The following is a 20,285-nucleotide window of genomic DNA, read 5'->3' as shown; positions in this document are numbered from 1 at the left end:
GTTCCCGCGGCAGGAACTGCCCTGCGGATCACTGTGCCATCCGCAACTCTCTACGGATGATCCTACACCTGTTATACTTCGTCCTCCCGCTTCCTCTATCCTTCAACAACAGCGTTAACGGTGGAATTCAGCGGAATCCGAATGCACTCCCAAACCTCCAGCCGCGGCAGGGTGAAGTTCAATTCGTCGTTCGCTGCGAATCCTTCTATACAGCCTCCGCCGATCAACATCTCCAGTTTAAAGCCGCTCCCTGTAGGCCATCTAGTCCCCGGTCTCAGCCGGACCTCGATGTCGTGCAGAGGCAGCGCCACTGCAAGCGGCCGGCGGCCGGCTCCGTTCACGAAGTGGAGCAGCAGATCACTGCCGCTTCGGAACAGGGTCGTCTGCAGTCCGGGATACGAAGTCGTTACAGACAGCAGCGGCCTCCCGTCAAGCAGGTGGTCAATCGCGTTAGCCAGAAGCATCTCATGCTCGGGCAGCCTGAATTCGCGGAGCAGTGCGCCCAGCGAGAACGCGAAGTACATGGCGCGGCCCGATCCCCACGAATGCTCCAAAGCCAGCGGCAGATCGGTGCGGGAAACGGGCAGCGAAGCCCGCTCCGGAGGAGCTCCCACGCTTTCCGGCGGAGAAAACGGCGGTACGAGCGTCGCCAGTACCCGAACCGCTTCACTGTGCGGCTGAACATAAGCGACATGTCCGCGGTGAGCGATCAGCGCCGTCGTATCCATTCCCTGCTGAAGCGGGTTGATCTCGCACGGCAGCTCCTGAAACCGTAAATAGGAGGCAATCAGGTATTCGCTTTTGAAGGCTTCCTCCGAAATGCCTAGCAGCTCATGGAGCGGCTTGACGCCGGCGTCGGCTGCAGCGGAAGGAAGTGCCCCTTCCGTTAGCAGTTGTCCCCCACCATGTACGTACGAACGCAAGTCGTGGATCAAGGACGGGGTATATTCCGTTCCTTCGGGAATCAATACAACGCGGTAGCGGTCCAACTCCCAATCCTTCCTGCTCTGGGGAAGCAGCACGTCAAACGGGATTTGCCGGTTGATCATCGTTTCGGCCCAGCTCTGCGCCTCGCCGCGCTCGTTCCAGAGCAGGGCGGTTTCCGCAGCCGATACGGCTCCGTCCATATAAGCATCCAGCTTGGCGGCATGATGATTCAGCTCGGCTACGGTTTTCATAATCCGCTTGTCTTCGATCGTATCGGGTATGCCCGTGACGGAGTGCCAGATCTGACCGCCGTTGGCCGGAATTTGAGCCAGCCAGAAGCGGTATTCCGCTACCGGAAGCCCGGTATGGCGCCAATCCATGCCCGGGCAGGAATGCACGATGCCAAACGGAGCCGGCCTGCCCGGAACCGACCGCCCCACCTTGATGCTGAGAGCCGGCTTCCAGAATTCAGGGATCCGGGCATGGCCGAGCGAGAGTACGTCCTGCGGCTCCGTACACAGCATATCAGTGAACTGAACGCGCTTCGACAGATTGTCGCGGTGGAGGTTGTAGTATAGAATCATGGGCACCTCCGGCCTCTCCAGCTTGATCAGGTCATACATCGCTTCCATATTGTCATCGAAGCTTCTCGCCGCGAAATCCGGCTCCAGCTCCCGCGAGGAATCCGGCAATTCCTTGCCGTACTGCTCCGCGTATTTACGCCTGCATCGCTCGCATCGGCAGAACACATAACCGGGGTTATTAAAAAAAATGCCATCAATCGGATACCGCGACAACGCTTCGCGGAGCACCGGAGCGGCGACATCCGCATTGCGGTAGCCGCCGTTGATGCAGGTGGACATCAAGAGCGGCCACGGTCCGGGCCGTTCAGCCCCGATGATCTCCGGGCGGCCGCCCTCCTTGCGGACGAACCATTCCGGCCTTCGGAGATACGCACTGTCATCCGCTTTGCTGAAGTCGAACCTGGCGATAAAGCGAAGGTCCTCACGGTGACAGGCCGTGATCAGTTCCCCGAGCAAATCGCGCCCCTCAGGGAGATATCCGTTCACGGTATGGTACGGAACCTGCGTGTCATACCAGGCATATATGCCGCCTGTATTGAAGACCATCGCATTCGCCCCCATCTCCTTCAGCTGCGCGGCAAGCCGGGGTGGGTCGATGCAGGCGGTATCCTGGACCTGCATATTGGGCTGTATGACGCGCAGCGGCTTGTGCCACCAGAAGCGTTCCTCATTAACCTTCGTCATTGCCTTACCTCCTTCTCATTTCAAACTGGCAACAAACGGGCGATTCGCAAGGCGGAGACAGCCGGTTTGAACAGAGGCTTCAACGATGCTGTCTCCTCCCGTTCTTCAACATATTCGCTCCAGAATGCGAGACCGCCCGAGCCGACTGTCCGTTACTCCCCGTTGAACTGCTTGTATGCTTCGGCCATTTGTTGGTACGCTTCCTGAATGTCCGGCTGGTTGTTCAGCTGATCAACATATGCGCGGAACTCCTCCATTGGAATATGCCCGACGATCGCCTTTGTCACCATGGAAGCATATTCGTCGCTGTATTTAGGCCATGTGCTGCGCCAGCCCTCGGACGTGATGACGCGATAGTGGTCGATTTTTCCGATCTCGTCGTAATTTTCCACCTCTTTGATTTTGGCATCGTTAAAGGCTTTATCGCCGGAAGCGCTGATCACCTTGCCCCACTTGGCATAAGCCAGTACGCCCGCTCCCTTGCTCGTCGTATTGACTTCTTTGACCCCTTGTTCCGTCAGCACCTTCTGCCCGTCCTTTTCGGTGTAATGGACGCCTTCAATGCCGTAATAGGCAAAATCGGTCATTTCCTGGGACGCCGTCTGGTCGAAATATTTGAGCAGCTGCTTCACCTTCTCCTCCGGCACCTTCTTGGAGATGTAGAACCCGCCGGCTACGCCGGTTTCCAGACCGACCGCATAATCCCCTTTCGGTCCCTTCAAGGTCACGTTCAGGATTTTGGCATCAGGCTGACCGGACTTCTTCATCGCCTGCTCCCATTCATGATCCCACCAGATCGGACGGCCATAGGAAGCGGCGCGGTTCGTCTTGAAGAGCTCCTCCGCCTGGCTTTCCTTCATGACCGCGTATTCCTTGGACATCAGGCCGTCCGCGTACAGTCCGCGCAGCCATTCCACCATCTCGACGTACTGGGGCGTAAGGGACGGGCTCATCAGCCCGCCATCATCGGTATAGGTCGGATTGTATACGCCGAAGCCGGCCTGGAATGATGCGGGCGGGTTATTGATATATAGGAGACCTACCGTATCCTTCTTCCCGTTGCCGTCCATATCGGCATCGACGATCTTCTTCAATGCTTCCTTGTATTCTTCGAAATCGGTCGGAACCTTGATGTTCAGCTTCTTCAGCCAGTCCTCGCGTATTTTCAGCCCGCCGTCGATCCGCGAACGGGACCGCGGCACCGCATAGATGCTTCCCTCGACCGACAGATATTTCAAGGCATCCGGGGCCAGGTTGTTTTTCAGATTCGGGTATTCGCTGAGATCCCCCAGGAACGGGGTTAAATCCCAAAACGCGCCGTTCTGGATAGCCGTAATCAGCGTAGGGCGGATCGGGTTCTGATAGGCCACGACTTCGGGCAGATCGCCGGAGGCCAGCAGCAAATCCAGCTTCGTGTCCAGATCCCCCGACGGCACCCATTCCACGTCCAGCTTGACGTTGGTGCGGCGCTCCCATTCCTTCCAATAGTCATTGTTCATGTCGGGGATCTCGTTATAGAGCCCGGCAAACATTTTGATTGTCATCGGCTTGCCGTCATTGCCTTCTGCTTCCGATCCTCCGGCGTTCTGCGGTTTCTCGCCCGCCTGCCCCCCGCAGCCTGCCAGCATGACGACGGCCATGAGGGCCGCGAGCCAGGGCTTCCAGCTTCTATGCGAGCTCCCCTTCTTTGATGTGTTTTTCATGTAAACCCCTCCTTATGGATGCTCATCATCCATGTATTGTTCTTGAACAAAATCCTAACTCCTTCCCGTCATTCGCGGCGGGATAACGCTTTCAACCTAACCGATCGCATTTTGATCGCAATTCCGATGCGTAAGGGGATCGTTGCCGCATCCTTCCTCAACCTTTAATCGACCCGAGCATCACCCCTTTAGCAAAATGCTTTTGCAGGAATGGGTAAACAACCAAGATCGGTACCATCGCTAGTACAATTGAGGCCATCCGGATGGTCTCTTGCGGCACCACGTTTTCGTCGCTTGCCCCGGCCTGGGCCACCGCCACCGAATTGGAATCGATGACCAGCGTTTTAATCAACAGCTGAAGCGTCCACTTGCTGGAATCCGATAAGTAAATCAAGGCGTTAAAATAGGCGTTCCAATGCCCGACCGCAAAGAACAGGGTGAAGGTGGCGATCGCCGGCATCGACAGCGGGATTATCATTCGCAAAAAAACGCCCATATCCGAGCAGCCGTCCATTTTCGCGGAATCCTCCAATTCGGATGGAAGCGAATCCAAGAAGCTTTTGATAACGATCAAGCTCCAGGCGTTGGTCAGGCCCGGCCAGATCATGGACCAGTAGGAATTCAACAGGCCTAGTTCCTTGACCAGCAAGTAGTTGGGCACGATACCCGGGCTGAACACCAGCGTGAAGATGACGAGCCCCATTACCCAGCGATTCCCGGGCATGGACCGTTTCGTCAGCGCGTAGGCCATCGTAAAGGAAACGACGATGTTGAGCGCGGTACCGACGACCGTAATGAAAACGGTGCTTTTAAACGCATTCATAAAGCTGTTGGTCGATAGAATGTACTTGTAGGACTCCAGGGACCACTGCTCGGGAAACAAATAAAATTTAAGCGGAACATAGACCTCGGGATCCGTAAAGGAAACGCTGAACACGTATAGAAACGGAAACAAGCATGCGACCGAGAACAAGGTGATTAGACTGTAGTTGACCCAATCGAACAAGCTTAGCCCTTTTTTTCGGATAACGAAGCTCACGCGGAATTCCTCCTTTCGTTTAGCATAATGAGTATTCGGCAGACGCCTTTGGAGGCTTAATAAATGCCTTCATGGCCGAGCCGCTTTACGATTTTGTCGGCGGCCACGATCAGGACGAGCCCCACCAGTCCCTTGAACATGCCGACCGTCACCCCTACGCTGATTTTCCCTTGAAGAATGCCGTGCGTGTAGGAGTACGTATCGAACACCTCCGCCACCGAGCGCACCAGCGGATTCATCATCAGCAAAATCTGCTCGAAGCCAGTGTCCGCCATGCTGCCCAGCCGAAGAATAAGCAAAATGATGATCGTTGGCCGGATGGCCGGAAGCGTGATATGCCAGATCTGGCGGAACCTGCCCGCCCCGTCCACGACGGCGGCTTCGTAGCGCTGGGGATCCACGCCCGCCATGGCCGCCAGGAAGATAATCGTTCCCCATCCGGCCTCCTTCCACATGCTTTGCGCGGTCAGAAGTCCCCAGAAGTAATTGGGGTTGGACAGAAAGGAAACGGTATCCCTGCCGCTTTCGGCAATGAGTTTATTGACGATCCCCACGTCCGTCGACAACAGAAAGAACGTCATGCTGGCCACGACGACCCACGACAGGAAATGAGGCAGGTAAACTATGGACTGGTTCAGGCGCTTGAAGCTCTCATGCCGGATTTCATTCAGCATCAGGGCCAGCAGGATTGGGAGCGGAAAATGGAAGATCAGCGCGATCATATTGATCGCAAACGTGTTCCGCAACATAATATAGAAGTTGGAGCTCGAGAACAGATCCGCAAAGTGCTTAAATCCAGCCCATTCGCTTCCGGCAAAGCCAAGAAACGGATTGTAATCTTTGAAGGCCAAAAGCAGCCCCCACATCGGAGCGATTTTGAACAGCAAGAAGAAGAGCAGCCCGGGCAACAGCAGCAAATAAATGACGCGGTGCTTGACGATGCGGGACGCGAGACTGCCCGGGCGAAGCGTTAGGCCCGGCTTAATGACCCTGCCGGCCCCTTGGGCAGGTATAGCAGATTTAGGCTTTGGCATCGCTGGTGATCAGCTCCTTTCGATCGCCGACAGGCACGGCCTGAAGCCAAACCGCTTCATAACGGCCGATTTTCGGCAGCGTCACCGTCACGCGATCTTGCGAGGTTTCCACCTGCGCATCGGATTCGGCACGGAGCAGCCTGCCCTTCGCTACCGCGTTTCTTGGCAGCATCCACTTTTGCGGCCAAGACCCCGACGCATTCGCTACAGCGGTTTCGTCCACGCGATCAACGGTCAGTTCCACCTGAACATCATATAACGGAAGGGGATTCATAAAAGTCGTCCCGTTATATCCGGAGAGATTCAGCAGCTGAACCAGGCATCCGCCCTCCTTCAAACGGTGAACGAACAACTCTAGACATGGGGGTGCGTTCGTAGTTGCAACCCGATTCGGCACGATGTCATGTAGAACGTCCGCCATTACCTGCCTGTAGTCCTCGAACCCGTGGCGATAGTAGAGCTCGCCTGGATTCCAAGGCATATACACGCCGGTTCGGACCGTTCCCTGCTTGCCGACCCGCCTGTGCAGCCCCAAACCGTAATCTGCTCCGATGCGGTGGCCGTAGGCACGCTCCGGCGGCCCGAACGTGGACGGTTCGATGAATGGCAATCGGCACTCGGTCGTATCCGGGTCAAAGGCAACGCGGGCAAAGCTTCCGCCCGCGACGATCCAGTCCCGGCCATGGGCAAATCCGGGGAAATGCGACTTGTCCGAAACGTCCAGGTAAGCGCCCGGCTCCGATTGTTTCACGCCGGCGAACGAGGCCGCGAACCATTCCTTAAGCAGCTCCGGCTGCCGCTCCAGCGCGGTTCCCGTTGCGACCAGCACCGCGCCGGCATCCGCCGCCCGATGCAGCGCTCGCGCCGCCGCCACCGACAATCCCTGAACGCCGGGAAGAATAACCGCTCGCATATGCATTAGTTTGGACTCCATGGCCACCAGCTGTTCTTCCATCACCACGTCGAAGAGGACGTGCTCTTCCTTTAGCATTTTGAACATACCGTGATACTCCGTTGCTGCTTCGGGGGCCGCTGGCTTGACGAGCGCCGCTTCAGCCATGGAGCCGAGCTGTCCGAACAGCTCCTCGTGCTCCGCATGGTATCGGAAAATATCCTTTACCGTTTCGAAGCTTGCCCGGTCCGGGTATCCTTCGAATGCCCCGATAATACAGAAATCCAGCCCCGATCCGCTTCCGATGCTTTGATATAAACGGATCGCATTTTCATTCTCGGATACTCCTGTGAAACGGTAGGTCAGGTCGATGGCGTTAATGCTGCAGTTGCTGACCAGCTTGTCATCCCAGCTGTCTTGTATGGACGCAACATTCTCCGAGGCTGAATACAGCCAAGGCTGGCCGCTCCTTTTCAGCGACGTATTCGATTCCTTGCGGATGATATCGACCCGGTGTGGGTGATACGTGCTAATGGCCACATCGGACCGCAGCGACTTCACGAATCCGTGAATGCGCTCCAGCATTTCCCTTGACGTCCGTTCCTGGAAGGACCTGTACAGCTCGTGCATCGGATGTTCGGGACCGGTATACGCAAGCAAATCTTCGCCGGTTACTTCGCGAAACCGCAAGCGGCAGTTTGGGCAATAACAAGGACCATAGAAATTTCCGCTGTAATCCCAATGCTGGTAGCCGAACATATTGAAGAAAATCCCATCCACCGGATAACGCTCCAGCACTTCTTGAATGCTCTCCAGCGACTTCACCTGCTGATAGGCTCCATTCAGGCACGTATGAACGATGCCGTGATAATTGACCTCCCGCCCCTCCCGGTCCCGGTAAAACCATTCGGGATACCGCATCCACAACGATTCATGCGCTTTACTGAAATCGAACCGTGCAATAAATCGCAATCCATTAGCATGGGCTTTTTCTACCGCTTCCCCCAGAAGGTCCTTGGTTAAATAAGGCGTTACATATTGATGCAAAAGCGATGATGGATAGAAAGCAAATATGCCTCCTGCATTCATCATGAGCACATTCGCTTGGAACGACTTGAGCTCGCGAATCAAAAGATCCACATCCATATCGGCGTCCGTCTCGCGAAGATTATTTTGAATCAATCGGAGACGGTTCGTTGACCACCATTTCATCCCCATTCCCTCCTTTGCTTGTGGTGTATGTCTACCATAATGAAGCTGAGGGCAGCAGAACAGGGACAATTCTTGCATGAGCACGTTAGGAAAAATATGTCCGATCCGGCATGGGGCGATATCCAGCCCGAGGTCCCCTATACCTGACAGAGCCGCAAGGTAAGAACAGGAGTTTATTGGTCATTTCTTGTTTGGCAGGAAAACTGCAAAAAATGTCCCGTTCCAACCTTCTCTTGTACGGCGGATTATGTCTGCATGATCGATTGAGTTTACGGTTAGTATCCAAACGATGGGTATGTATTTTCTTTGTACTCGCAACAAAAAAACTCACCCTTGGGTGAGTTTTTTCAATCATGCGCGGGTAAGCGAGAATACGTCTCCGGCTACGATTATGCCAGATTGATGCCTCGGATCGCTTCCACGTTTACTTTCGGTTTACGGTCTTCCGTCAGCAAGCCGTTCACTTCCTGCTGCACGTCCGTAATTTGCGTATAACAGAAACCGCACACATAAGGCAAATTCTTGATCGCTTGTGTGATTCCTTCGTACCGCTTCAAGAATTCGTCCTCGCTTCGAACCTGATTGCCGTAACCCCAGCCCTCTTCGCTTGTAAAAGCGATGCCGCCGTATTCGCTGATGATGACGGGCTGGCCCCGATAGCCATATCCCTGCGCGAATGGATAACGGTGTGTATTATGCGCGATTTTGTTGCCTAACAGCGCATCTTTGTCCCGATACCGTTCTTCCAGCATAGCTCCGATTTCTTCATAATCATGGAGCGTAATGATATCCGAAACCGTATGCTCCCAGCCGTCGTTCACGATCACCGGCCGCATCTGGTCGAAAGCCTTGGTCAGATGATAGATCGATTCCGTAAATTGCTGCTGCTTGCGGTTGGTCGCTATATCGGAAATTCCCCAAGACTCGTTGAACGGTACCCAGGTGATGATGGAAGGATGGTTGTAATGCTGCCGGACGACGTCCATCCACTCTTGCGTGAACCGCTCGACCGCATCGTCTCCGAATTCGTAAGTCGACGGCATTTCCGACCATACCAACAATCCTTTGCGGTCACACCAATATAAATAACGGGGATCCTCCAGCTTCTGATGCTTGCGCACGCCGTTAAAGCCGAGCGCAATCGTTTTGTCGATGTCTTCCAGCAGCGCTTCCTCCGACGGAGGGGTCAAATGCGTATCGCTCCAGTATCCTTGATCCAACAGCAAACGCTGATAAATCGGCGTATGGTTCAAGATGATTTGGTCCCCTGCGATCCGAATGCTCCGCATGCCGAAATAAGAATAGGCGGTGTCGATCGGCTTTCCATTTTGCTTCAGAATCATCTCGACGTCGTATAAATTCGGATGGTTCGGATGCCACGGCTTGACCTTCCATTCGCCCACGGCTTCGTTTACGACGCTCACATCGACCGTTACCGTTCCGCGTTCCACGCTCGTTTCCGTCGAACGGATCAGCTTCCCGTCAAACCGGATGATGGTCTGGAGGGTTACCCCGTCGTAGCCGTGCGCGGCATTGCCCAGTTCATAACCGAAATTCGCCGACCCGCGTTCCAGTTCCGGCGTTATCTTCACCCGGCTGATGTGAATCGGATTCACGTATTCCATCCACACGGTTTGCCATATTCCGGTCGTCTGCACGTACCAGCACCCGAAGTTGTCCTTCATCCATCGCTGCTTGCCGCGCGGCTGCGTACAGCTGTTGCCGTCCACGACTTGAACGGTAATCCTGTTCTCGCGTCCAAACTCGACTGCTTCCGTAATGTCGAAGGAAAAGGCCGCGTATCCGCCTTCATGCATGCCGATTTTGCTGCCGTTGACCCATAGGGTCGCCGCGTAATCGACCGCTTGAAAATGCAAAATGATCCGTTTGCCTTCTGCCTCGGCAGGTACGGCTACACTACGTTCATACCATACGCAAGGATGAAATGTTTCATCCGCGATGCCGCTTGCTTTGGTCTCGTACGCAAAAGGCACCGTGATTTTACGGTCAGCCTGAAGGCGTTCGTACCACTTGGCGCTTTCTCCTTCTAGAGCATCGTCGAAGCGAAAATCCCATTCCCCGTTCAGATTTACCCATTCCTCGCGTACCAATTGCGGTCTGGGATAGTCCTTTATATATTTGTGCGAGCTAGACATTATGTTCCACTCTCCATCTTCTGTTAGTTTATCGTTTCTATTTGGTTCCTATGGATTCCACCGTTAAATCGCCAAGCCCGATCTGTTCAGCATGAACCGATCGAATGCCGACCCTCCCCTGCATGAAGGCCTGGGGATCGTCATACGTCAGGACAGGCTCTTCTCCATCCTCGACGAAGACGCGGATCCTCCCGTGAACTGCTTCGATGCGCAAGCTGACGGGCTTGTTCCGTTCCAGCTCAACTTTGATGCTTTGAAGCAGCTCGGAATCGTAATTATGTTTGTACAGTTCCAGTTTCGTGGCGGTGACCGCGAGGAAATATCCCATCAGCGAATCGCTCACTTGATCCCTGAAATCCGACTCGTTTGTCACCCGGAAGAGTACGCCCGCTTGACCGGACGGATCATCGCCCAGCGTTACGGTCGTCCGGATGCGGTAGTCGGACCAAAGGCGGCTGCCTCCATACATCTTGGCATCGGCATCGGCTGCCCCGGCATAACTTCCGGCGGTTTCGTTCCAACGGCCGTGAACATCCTCGGAACTTGCTTGTTCCAATAAACGTTCGATCTTGAATGCTTGATCATCGACCAGCTCGAATTCCATCGTTTTCCACTCCAGCTGCCCATTGTCCAATTGAATGGCGAGGCTATGTAATCCCTTTTCGAGCTTTAGGGATCCTACCCGAATTTTTACCCAGGGTTCGCTGCTGGCGTCATGGCTGCCGTCGATTTTATAGCTTCCGGCTTTTTGATCGTCCACGAGCAGCTTAAAGGCTGCCGGCCCCGCGTCAGCCTTGACCGACAAGTCCAGCGCATAGGTGCCCGATTCCGAAACGTTTACTGCATAACGCAGCCAATCGCCTTTTTCCGTAAGCGCAGCCGAATAGCTGCCATCCTCCGCCTGCCGGATCGCCGTTCCGTCCGAATGACGCCATGCGGCGGTTTCCGACGGTTGACGAACCGCATACCCCCTGCCTTCGCCACTAAGATAATGCACGGCTTCCATGCTGCCGGGAAGCGGCTTGGCCGTTTCGAAGTCACTGCTGCCGTCGGCTTGATTCGAGAATGCGGTATACGACAATCCCGGTACGCCGTTATCGTACCGATACCCGATACGGCCAGGTCCGAACGTTTCCGAAGATTCATCCAGCTTCACAACGCCGTCCAGGTAAACCCGAAGCCGCTCGTTCCCTCGTTCGATACGAATCGTGTGCAGTTTCGACCAATCCGTATCTTCCGGAAGCTCCGCGGTGGCGAGCACTTTACGGTTGCCATCCTCCATCCTGCCCAAGGATAGTCGGTTTAGTTCCGGTTCGATTTCGGCGAACCCGAAACGGTTGGCCTCCTCATAGGCAAACAATGCGGCGACCCGCGTCTTTGACGGCACCAAATTATATTCCGCCGTATAGATGCGATCCGTGCTCTCCTTGCTGATGATTCGAGCGCCTCCTTCCGATTTCTCCGACTCCCACCGGTTCTCATCGATGGCGTCAGCGTCCAGCCGATCGGCAAAGACCGGCCCTCTCGGGATAGGCTGATCGTAATTCGTAGGACCCAGAATCTCCATCTTGTCTCCGTTGAATACCAGCCGGTCGATGTTCATGCGGCGGACAGGCGGGCCTTCCTGGGATCTTCCCGTCAAGTTATGATAGACGAGATAATAGGAGTCCAGATCGGGTCCCATCACCGTCGAGCTGTGGCCAAGCCCGTAAAAGTCCGGCTTAGTGCTGATGACGAGCGGATTGTTGGCCGGAATGCTGTACGGACCGAGCGGCGAATCATGCGATACGGCATAATGAATGCGGTAGCCTTTGCTGAATACATGATTCCCGGTATATGTCATGTAATAGGTACCGTTCCGCTTGATGATCATGGACCCTTCCGTCCAATGCCCCAGATAGGGCCCGGGAATCGTCTGACCGACGCCGAATTCGGCGGGTCCGTCCATCGGAACGCCGACAATGCCCGACGATCCAGCATGGGTAAACAGCCAGGAGCCGTCATCGTCGATAAAGACCGAGCCGTCGATGCTCATTCCGACATTCTCGGAGATTCTTTCGAACGGGCCTGTCGGCGATTCGCTTCGGAACACGTAATGTCCCCTTCCCGCCGGAGAAGTGTATAGATAGAACCACCCGTTCGAGTAAATCACTTCGGGGGCATAGGCTCCGGTCGATACGGGATCTTCCGTCACAAGCCCCGCATAGCTCCAATCGACCAGATTGTCCGACATCCAAGCCTTGATTCCCGTCCGATGATCCTTAGTGCTCACATACAGGTAATAGCGGCCGTCATGCCGCAGCACATACGGATCCCCATTGCCGTAATCCTCCCATTCTTCCTCCAACGACGGAAAGGGATTGGCATACATTTCATTGTATATTTCCATATCGACCGCCTCCGGTTTCGTGGTTGTATCGCATCCCGACAATGCCAATCCGGCCGCTAAACCTAACGCTCCGATACAACATGCGATTTTTGACAGGCGCGGCATTCTTATCGCCATGCGCCTCACCCCTTGATTCCGCTGATTGCCATCGATTCGATAAAGTATCTTTGGCAGAAAAAGAACACGATGATCACCGGCACCATGGAAATGATGGCTGCGGCCATGATCATCGGATAATCCGACTGGCCGATGTACATCGCCTGCATGGAAGCGATCAGCACTTGAATCGTTTGCTTCTCGGGCGTATGCAGGTAAATCAGCGGGCCGAGGAAATCATTCCAGATGCCCATAAAGCCGAGAGCGGCTTGGGCAGCGAGCGCCGGCTTCATGATCGGCAGCGCGATTTTGAAGAAGATGCCCGGAAAGCTGCAGCCGTCGATCTTCGCCGCTTCGATCAATTCGGTCGGCATCGCGCTCTGCAAATATTGGCGTATAAAAAAGATGACGACGATGTTGCCGAACAGGCCGGGTACGATGAGCGGCAGCAAGGTGTCTACCCAATCCAGCCTGGAAAACCCGATATACTGCGGTATCATTACCACCGAATACGGAATCATCATCGTTCCGAGCAAGCCCATGAAGAGCATGCCTTTGTAAGGGAATTCGAATTTGCCGAATGCATAGGCCGACATTGCGGATACCAGCATTCCGATGGTCAGGACGATCACCACGATGATCAAGCTGTTCATGAATCCATGCAGCAAAGGCGACTCCAGCCAAACCTTCGCATAGTTGCCGAACGTAATCGGTTCGGGAATCCATTGCGGAGGAATTTCGAATACGTTTCGCCGATCCTTCAACGAAGTCGAGATGGTCCAGATGAACGGAGCGATCATAAAGATCGATCCGAAAAGCAGCAGCAGCAGCGACCAGAGGTCCGTCATTTTTTCCCGTTTCACAGATTTCCCCCCTAGTCTTGGTAAACCCAGCGATTGGAAAGCTTGAATTGTATAAGCGTGACAACAAAGATGAGAATGCCCAGCACCCAGGCAACCGCGCTTGCATAACCCATGTTAAAGTACTGGAACGCATGCTGGAAAATATAATAGACCACCGTGGCCCCGCTGTATTCAGGCCCGCCGTCTACCGCCAGCACGTAAATTTGGCTGAACGACTGGAACGCCCCGATGATTCCCATGACCACGACGAAAAAATGAATAGGCGTGAGCAGCGGGATGGTAATCCGCGTCAGCTTGTGCCATGCGCCAGCGCCGTCGATTTCCGCGGCTTCATAATACGTCGAGGAGATGGATTGCAGACCTGCAAGGTACAGCACCATGTTGCCGCCGATGCCGCTCCAAAGCCCGATCAGGATTAACGAAGGCTTCACCCACTCCGGCTTACCCAGCCAGTTAGGGCCGGCAATGCCGAACGTTTCCCACAGAAAATTGTTGAGCAAGCCGTAATCCTGATTTAATATCCACTGCCACAACAGCGATACGGCGATGACCGGCGAAATGACCGGAAGATAATAGATCGTGCGCATGAACGAGATGCCGGCGAATTTACGGTTCATCAGGATGGCCAGCAGCATCGAAAGCACCATGCCGATCGGAATGCCGATCATTAAATAAATCGTATTGTACATTGATTTGTACACTTTCTCGTCGCCCATAAGATCCTTATAGTTGGCGAGTCCCGCCCACTGCGGATCGGATAGCATATCCCATTTGTGAAAGCTGATATATATGGAGAACAAGATCGGCACAAGGCCGAACAAAAGAAACCCGAGAACCGGCGGAGCGACGAACAGATACAACCATGCCAGTTCTCTTCTGCGATACCCGCCAAGCTTGGTACCCATATTCCATTCCACCTTCGCCAGTATTCGATTGATCAGGACGTCTTGATACGGCGGGAGGCGCCGATATCCATGGCTGGCGCCCCGCCTGCTTCATTATTTATTGCCTTTGTCGTAGAGTTCCTGCATCTTCGGCTGGATTTGGGCCGTAAAGTCTTTGGCCGACATCTCGCCGTTCCACACTTTACTCGCGTTCTGATTGAACGTATCCATCCATTGCGTATCCTTGGAGAAAGCTATAACGTTAGGTCGTCCGTAATCTTGGATAATGTCCAGAAAGACTTGGCGCGTCTGCGGTCCTTTGTCCATTTCCTTAAATTCGCCTTCGGCCATGTTGATCAGGTTGGGAACCGCCTGGCCGAGCTGGTAGTTTTCGCGCTGGCCTTGCTCATCCAGCGATAAGAAGGCGGCCAAATCGAACGCTTCCTGCGGGTGCTTGGATTTTGCCGATACGGCAAATCCCATTGAGCCGAGCCAGGTCGCCGTTTGTCCCGTGTTCGGGCTTGCAGGCCATGCCGCAATATCCCAATCGAACGGCAGCTCCCAAAATGCCGGCTGATCCCACGGACCCATCGCAAACATGCCTAGCTGTCCGTTAATGAAGCGCGTATACGCATTCATCGCTTGTTCGGCTTCCTGATTCGGGCTGACCTTATACTTCAGGTTCAGGTCGGCAACAAATTGCATCGCCTCGTAGAATGCGGGCTCGTTGACCTTTACCGTGCCGGTGGCGTAATCGATGAATTCGCCGCCGTTGCCCCAAACCGCCGATTCCAGACTGTAAGCGCCTACACCATACTGTTCAGGCTTTCCGTCGCCGTTGTTGTCGACCGTCAGCTTCTGGGCAGCTTCCAGCATGTCGTCCCAGGTCCATTCCCCGGCTTTGGCCGAAGGATACGGCACATTCGCTTTGTCAAACAAATCTTTATTGTAGACAAAAGCCCACGGACCTACGTCCTTCGGCAGGCCGTACAAATCGCCCGCCCCGACCTTGCTGCCGTCAAAACGATAGCGGTCCATGGCCTGCTTCCATACGTTATCGGGATTAAACAATGACGTCTGATCCAGGTATGACTGGATGTTGAGAAGGGTGCCGGCTTCGGCGAAACGGTAAAACTCCGGACCGCCGACATAGAATACGTCCGGCACTTTGCCTGAACTGATCAGCGTTGTCATCTTCTGCGAGTATTCGCCCGGCGGCACCGAAGTGTATTTAACGGTGACGTGCGGATACTTCTCCTCAAAGGAAGCGATCAGCTTTTCGAAAATCTTTTTTTCGTTCGGATTGCCGTGGCCCATAAACTCAATCGTGACGGGTTCCTTCTGGTCCGTACCGGTGGACGCTTCCTGACCTGGCTTCGACGCGTCCGGGTTGCTTGTAGCAGTCCCTCCGTTTGTTCCGTTGCTGCCCCCGCTGCAAGCCGATAGCGCAAACACCAGCAGCAGCATCAACATACCTGCAAATTTGCTTTTCGTTTTCATGCGATCCCCCTCTTCTTTAACAAATGATTTGGTTGTAAGCGCTTTACGGAATCATAATAACTTATATTATTATAATTTTATATACTATATTTATTATAAAATTAGTGGTTTTCAGCGGCTTCACGGACGAACCTTTCATTCGTTTACCAGCATGACCGGCACCATAATCCTTCTTGCCTCAAAGGCTCCTTCAATTTGCTCGATCAGCAGCTCGACGGTCAAGCGGCACATTTCCTCTTCATTTTGACGGATAAACGGCACGTGCGGCAGATCCGGCGGATCGAACGTAATCAGCTCCAGATCCTCCGGTACGCGCTTACGGGATGCAACCGCCGCTTTATATGCACTTCGGCATAGCTCCGTATTGGCCGTAACGATGCCGGTAATTTCGGGATTGCCGTCTAAAAACTCCCTGATTTTATCGACGGAGTTCCCCGAGGCGATCTCCTCTAACGGGATTAGGCACCATAAGCTTTTGTCGATCGACATCCCGCGTTCCAGAAAAGCCTGCTCGAACCCTTGGGCTCTCTCGTCCGTCACGGTATTCGTAATCTCCGGTGAGATGAACGCGATCGACGAATGGCCATTGTTAATTAAATGCTCCACGGCTTCCTTTGTCCCGTTGACGTTGTCCGAGCTTACGCTGTACGTCTTGATTTCCTTCAAAAACCGGTCGATCAGGACAAAAGGGAAGCGGTCCAGCGACAGCCTTAAAATCGAATCGTTGTATGTCTCGTTTTCAACCGGAAAAATGATGATGCCGTCCACCCCCTGGTTCAAGAAGGACGAGATGACCTTGGACTCCTCGACCTGGGATTCTCGCGTAATTCTCAGCATCAGCTCAAAGCCGGCGGCGGTGGCATATTTCTCGATGTTGTCCAAAAATCGCTGGTCCACTTTCGTTTTCATCGTGGGCAGTACGAGTCCGATCCGTCCGCTTCTGCCCGGACCTGCCGTCCATTCGCCTAACTGATCGAGTGCGGAAGCGTTCTCCGGCCTGCTCATCACGAAGGTACCCTTGCCCTGGATCCTGACGAGCAAACCTTCCTCCATGAGTCCGACCAGCGCGTTTTTGCTTGTAATTTGACTGACGCGGTAACGTTCAGACAGTTCCTTCTCGGAAGGGACCCGGTCCCCTTCCCGCAGCTTGCCGATGGCGATCAGCCGCTTGATGTCTTCCTGAATTTTTTTATATAGCGGCAACGATTTCAACGCGCATCACAACCTTTATATTGTAAATAGTATATTTAGTATATTATTATAATATAACGTTCGAAATGTAAATATAAAACTGAACAAACCAGTGATTTGCCTCAAAATATACGAAAAAAAACGGCTGAACGAAGTTCAGACCGTTTTCACGATGATATTTCTCCTGTGTATCAAGCCAGTATCCTTGATGAACTTTGATCATTCCGGCCAAATCCATTGGACCGGGACGACCTCCCTTCGAGGCTCGTGCTTACCGGCCAGCTGTTCCGACAGCAGATCGACGGCACGCCGGGATACTTCATCCGGTTGCTGACGGATATAAGGAACGCCTTCAATATCAGGATCGTCAAAGGCGGCGAGCTGCGGTTTGCTCTCCGTCGCCGGCCAAATTTCCCGCATGGCGTAATGGGCATAGCGGGCCAGCTCCGCATTCACGCAAAAGACCGCGGTTACATCACTGCAGCCCTGCAAAAAACGGAGGACCTCCTGCGGTCCGTGCCCCTCCTGAATCGTAACCAAATCCAGCAAGCACCATAGCCTTTTGTCTATCGGCAAGCCCTGCTCCAGAAATGCGGCTTCGAAGCCTTTGGCTCTTTCGTCCGTAACCGAATTCGTGATCTCCGGAGACAGGAAGGCAATGTGCCTGTGCCCCTCCGCAAGCAAACCGGATATGGCTTCGCGTACGCCCTCGTAATTATCAGAGCTGACGCTATAGGTCCGAATCTCCTTCAAAAAACGGTCGACCAGCACCAGGGGGACCCGATCAAGCGACAAACGCAATATTGCGTTATTGTAGCTCTCCTGCTCGACCGGAAATATCAAAAAGCCGTCGACTCCCCGTTCCCGGAACTGCTCGATCGCCCGGGATTCTTCCTCCTGCGATTCGCGTGAGATACGGATCAACAGATCATATTCTCTTTCCGCGCAGTAGCGTTCCAGACCGTCCAGCAGCTGTTGGTCGATCTTGGTTTTCATCGTTGGCAATATGATCGCAATCGTTTTTTTCGTATCCGTCCGGGGCTGCGGTCCTTCCGAAGAGCCCTGCTCCCTAACAAAGGTGCCTTTTCCCCGGTAACGCACCAGAAAACCTTCCTCCACCAAACCGTTGAGCGCGTTTTTGGATGTGATCTGGCTTACGCCGTACCGCTGAGCCAGCTCCTTCTCCGACGGTACCAAGGCACCTGCCGGAAGCTCGCCGCTCTGAATACTGCGCCGTATATCGTTCTGTATTTGTTTATATAACGGATGCTCCATGTCATACCTCGCTTTTTACGACAGTCCAAACTGAAAAATAATATATATTTAGTATATCTTAATTTATACTAACTGCGATACAATCCATTTTAGAAAGCGCTTTCTAATCTGGATTGGAAGGATTGTTGCTTATGGAACGGAACAAACGCTTTTGGAAGAAACCGCTTGCCTTTATCGTGATGCTTGCGCTTGCTTTAACGTCGTTTCCGTTGTCGCCGGCTCATGCTGCCTCATCCGGTATGGCATGGGCTTCGCAGAAGATTGCTGTCTATACGCCGCCTTCAGGCGGCGTATGGTATCCTCGGCTGCTCAAACTAACGCCGAGCGAATGGCTCGTATCGTTTGACACCAACGCCGGCGGAGGGAACACCCGCATCGTGGTTTCCCGGACGCAGGACGGCGGCTACACATGGAGCAATCCGGCTACGGCCGTCTCAAGCAGCGCGGGAAATGTTGGGAACGGACAGATGATGAGGCTGCCGAGCGGAGAAATTTGGTTGGCCTACCGTCGTGTCGTGCAGAGCGGCTCGACCTATGATATCCAGCTAAACGTCCGGCGGAGCGTCGACGGCGGGTATACTTGGAGCGATTTGCCTGGCGGCTTGATCGGAAGTTCAACCGCCTCCAGTTTTAAAGGTCTGTGGGAGCCGCATTTGGAAATGATTAACGGCACGATAGCCGTCCTTTATGCAGATGACAGTCCGGCGGCGGTAGGTACGACCGGGCGGCAAAATTTGTACATGAAAACGTGGAACGGAAGCGGCTGGGGCAGCCGGATTACGGTCAGCGACGGCGTTGCCGCCGGTTCTCGCGATGGCATGCCGGTCATCACTCGGATGCAAGACGGCCGCTATATGACCGTATTCGAAGCGTCGGACGTCGCAGGCCACCCTTTTGTCATTAAATATAAAATATCCCCGGACGGCTTGAATTGGTCGGTTCCGCGCCAAACGCTGTACGTGCCGGTCGGCAACGGCAAAAAAGCCGGCGCTCCTTTTGTCGTAACACTTCCCGACGGCCGTCTGATGGCCGCATTCCAAACCGATGAGAGCAGCGCAAATACAGGAGATCCCTACACTTCGATGTTTACCATGATCAGTTCCGACAACGGTGCGACATGGCAGTACAAAACCAACGTTTTTCCGGTATCCGATACGAAGTCTTCCAATTGGAACTCCCTGATGACCGTCGATTCGACCCGCGTCGCAGCCGTGACGAGCGCGACTGATCCGGTTAGCGGAATCTATCTGCGCTTTGGCTATACCGTTACTCCTTCGCAGACGAATCTCGTTAACAATCCCGGATTTGAAACGGCGAACGTAGCTGGCTGGACCACGTACGGCGACGATTACCCGAACCGCATCCTGATTCACGGAGCCAATGACGGCGTCGGGCTGCCCGCGGCGGAAGGCTCTTACTTTGTTGGACTTGCGGGCACGAGCGGGCCTGCAACCGCCTACGTAGGCCAGACCATTACCGGTCTCGATAACGGTACGTATACGATGAGGGCCCGCATGCGTAGCAGCGGAGGCCAGAACAGCTGCGTCATGGAAGTGAAGGACTATGGCGGCGGGATGCGCCAAACGGGCTGCCCGGTCACGACGGCGTGGACGCCTGTCACGATCTCGAATATCCAAGTGACGGCGGGCAAGGCAACGATCGGGTTTTACGTGTCGAACTCCTCCTCTTCCCAGTGGGCAGATATCGATCAGGTTGAGTTTTTTCGTAACTGAATGAAGTCAGCTCTCTGCCGAATCCCATCCGGGTCAAACAAACATTGGCAGACTGTCGTAAAGGGACACGCCAGCTAATAAATCCATGAAAGCGAATAATGAAAACTAAAAAGCCGCTAAGAG

Annotated in this window: 13 protein-coding genes; 1 reads left to right on the top strand and 12 read right to left on the bottom strand. The window is 54.1% G+C overall.

The window, feature by feature from the left end:
• Positions 1–95: 95 nt before the first annotated feature.
• From RB298_RS12720 to RB298_RS12665, 12 genes are all read right to left on the bottom strand, one after another.
• Positions 96–2,195 carry a hypothetical protein gene (locus tag RB298_RS12720; RefSeq protein ID WP_486047238.1) on the bottom strand — a complete coding sequence of 700 codons (2,100 nt, stop codon included), beginning with the start codon at positions 2,193–2,195 and terminating at the stop codon, positions 96–98.
• Between the two features lie 152 nt (positions 2,196–2,347).
• Positions 2,348–3,898: an extracellular solute-binding protein gene (locus tag RB298_RS12715; RefSeq protein ID WP_096774074.1), complete on the bottom strand. Its 1,551-nt coding sequence runs from the start codon at positions 3,896–3,898 to the stop codon at positions 2,348–2,350.
• Between the two features lie 157 nt (positions 3,899–4,055).
• Positions 4,056–4,937 carry a carbohydrate ABC transporter permease gene (locus RB298_RS12710; protein ID WP_096774075.1) on the bottom strand — a complete coding sequence of 294 codons (882 nt, stop codon included), beginning with the start codon at positions 4,935–4,937 and terminating at the stop codon, positions 4,056–4,058.
• Between the two features lie 56 nt (positions 4,938–4,993).
• Positions 4,994–5,971 carry an ABC transporter permease gene (locus RB298_RS12705; RefSeq protein WP_096774076.1) on the bottom strand — a complete coding sequence of 326 codons (978 nt, stop codon included), beginning with the start codon at positions 5,969–5,971 and terminating at the stop codon, positions 4,994–4,996.
• Positions 5,958–8,075: a family 10 glycosylhydrolase gene (locus RB298_RS12700; RefSeq protein ID WP_486047237.1), complete on the bottom strand. Its 2,118-nt coding sequence runs from the start codon at positions 8,073–8,075 to the stop codon at positions 5,958–5,960. Before RB298_RS12700 ends, RB298_RS12705 begins: the two co-directional genes overlap by 14 nt.
• A 389-nt stretch (positions 8,076–8,464) precedes the next feature.
• Complete coding sequence (locus RB298_RS12695; protein ID WP_404564504.1) at positions 8,465–10,231, bottom strand: glycoside hydrolase family 2 protein; 1,767 nt, start codon at positions 10,229–10,231, stop codon at positions 8,465–8,467.
• Between the two features lie 37 nt (positions 10,232–10,268).
• Positions 10,269–12,737 carry a family 43 glycosylhydrolase gene (locus RB298_RS12690; protein WP_486047236.1) on the bottom strand — a complete coding sequence of 823 codons (2,469 nt, stop codon included), beginning with the start codon at positions 12,735–12,737 and terminating at the stop codon, positions 10,269–10,271.
• Positions 12,738–12,742: 5 nt separating this feature from the next.
• Complete coding sequence (locus RB298_RS12685) at positions 12,743–13,579, bottom strand: carbohydrate ABC transporter permease (RefSeq protein ID WP_015735774.1); 837 nt, start codon at positions 13,577–13,579, stop codon at positions 12,743–12,745.
• Positions 13,580–13,590: 11 nt separating this feature from the next.
• The gene (locus RB298_RS12680) at positions 13,591–14,484 is read right to left on the bottom strand and encodes a carbohydrate ABC transporter permease (RefSeq protein WP_015735775.1); all 894 of its coding nucleotides are present in this window, start codon (positions 14,482–14,484) and stop codon (positions 13,591–13,593) included.
• Positions 14,485–14,577: 93 nt separating this feature from the next.
• A complete protein-coding gene (locus RB298_RS12675; protein ID WP_375120066.1) occupies positions 14,578–15,963 on the bottom strand; it encodes an ABC transporter substrate-binding protein in 1,386 nt (461 codons plus the stop codon).
• Between the two features lie 135 nt (positions 15,964–16,098).
• Positions 16,099–17,175, bottom strand: a complete 1,077-nt coding sequence (locus tag RB298_RS12670; protein ID WP_375120067.1) for a GntR family transcriptional regulator — start codon at positions 17,173–17,175, stop codon at positions 16,099–16,101.
• Between the two features lie 198 nt (positions 17,176–17,373).
• The gene (locus RB298_RS12665) at positions 17,374–18,429 is read right to left on the bottom strand and encodes a GntR family transcriptional regulator (protein ID WP_375120068.1); all 1,056 of its coding nucleotides are present in this window, start codon (positions 18,427–18,429) and stop codon (positions 17,374–17,376) included.
• 131 nt (positions 18,430–18,560) lie between these two features.
• Between RB298_RS12665 and RB298_RS12660 the strand changes: the two genes are divergently transcribed.
• A complete protein-coding gene (locus RB298_RS12660; RefSeq protein WP_486047235.1) occupies positions 18,561–20,162 on the top strand; it encodes a hypothetical protein in 1,602 nt (533 codons plus the stop codon).
• Positions 20,163–20,285: the final 123 nt, after the last annotated feature.

Source organism: Priestia sp. BR_2 (assembly GCF_041954005.1).
Lineage (GTDB): Bacteria > Bacillota > Bacilli > Paenibacillales > Paenibacillaceae > Paenibacillus_AQ > Paenibacillus_AQ lautus_A.
This window is presented reverse-complemented; position numbering and strand designations above follow the sequence as displayed.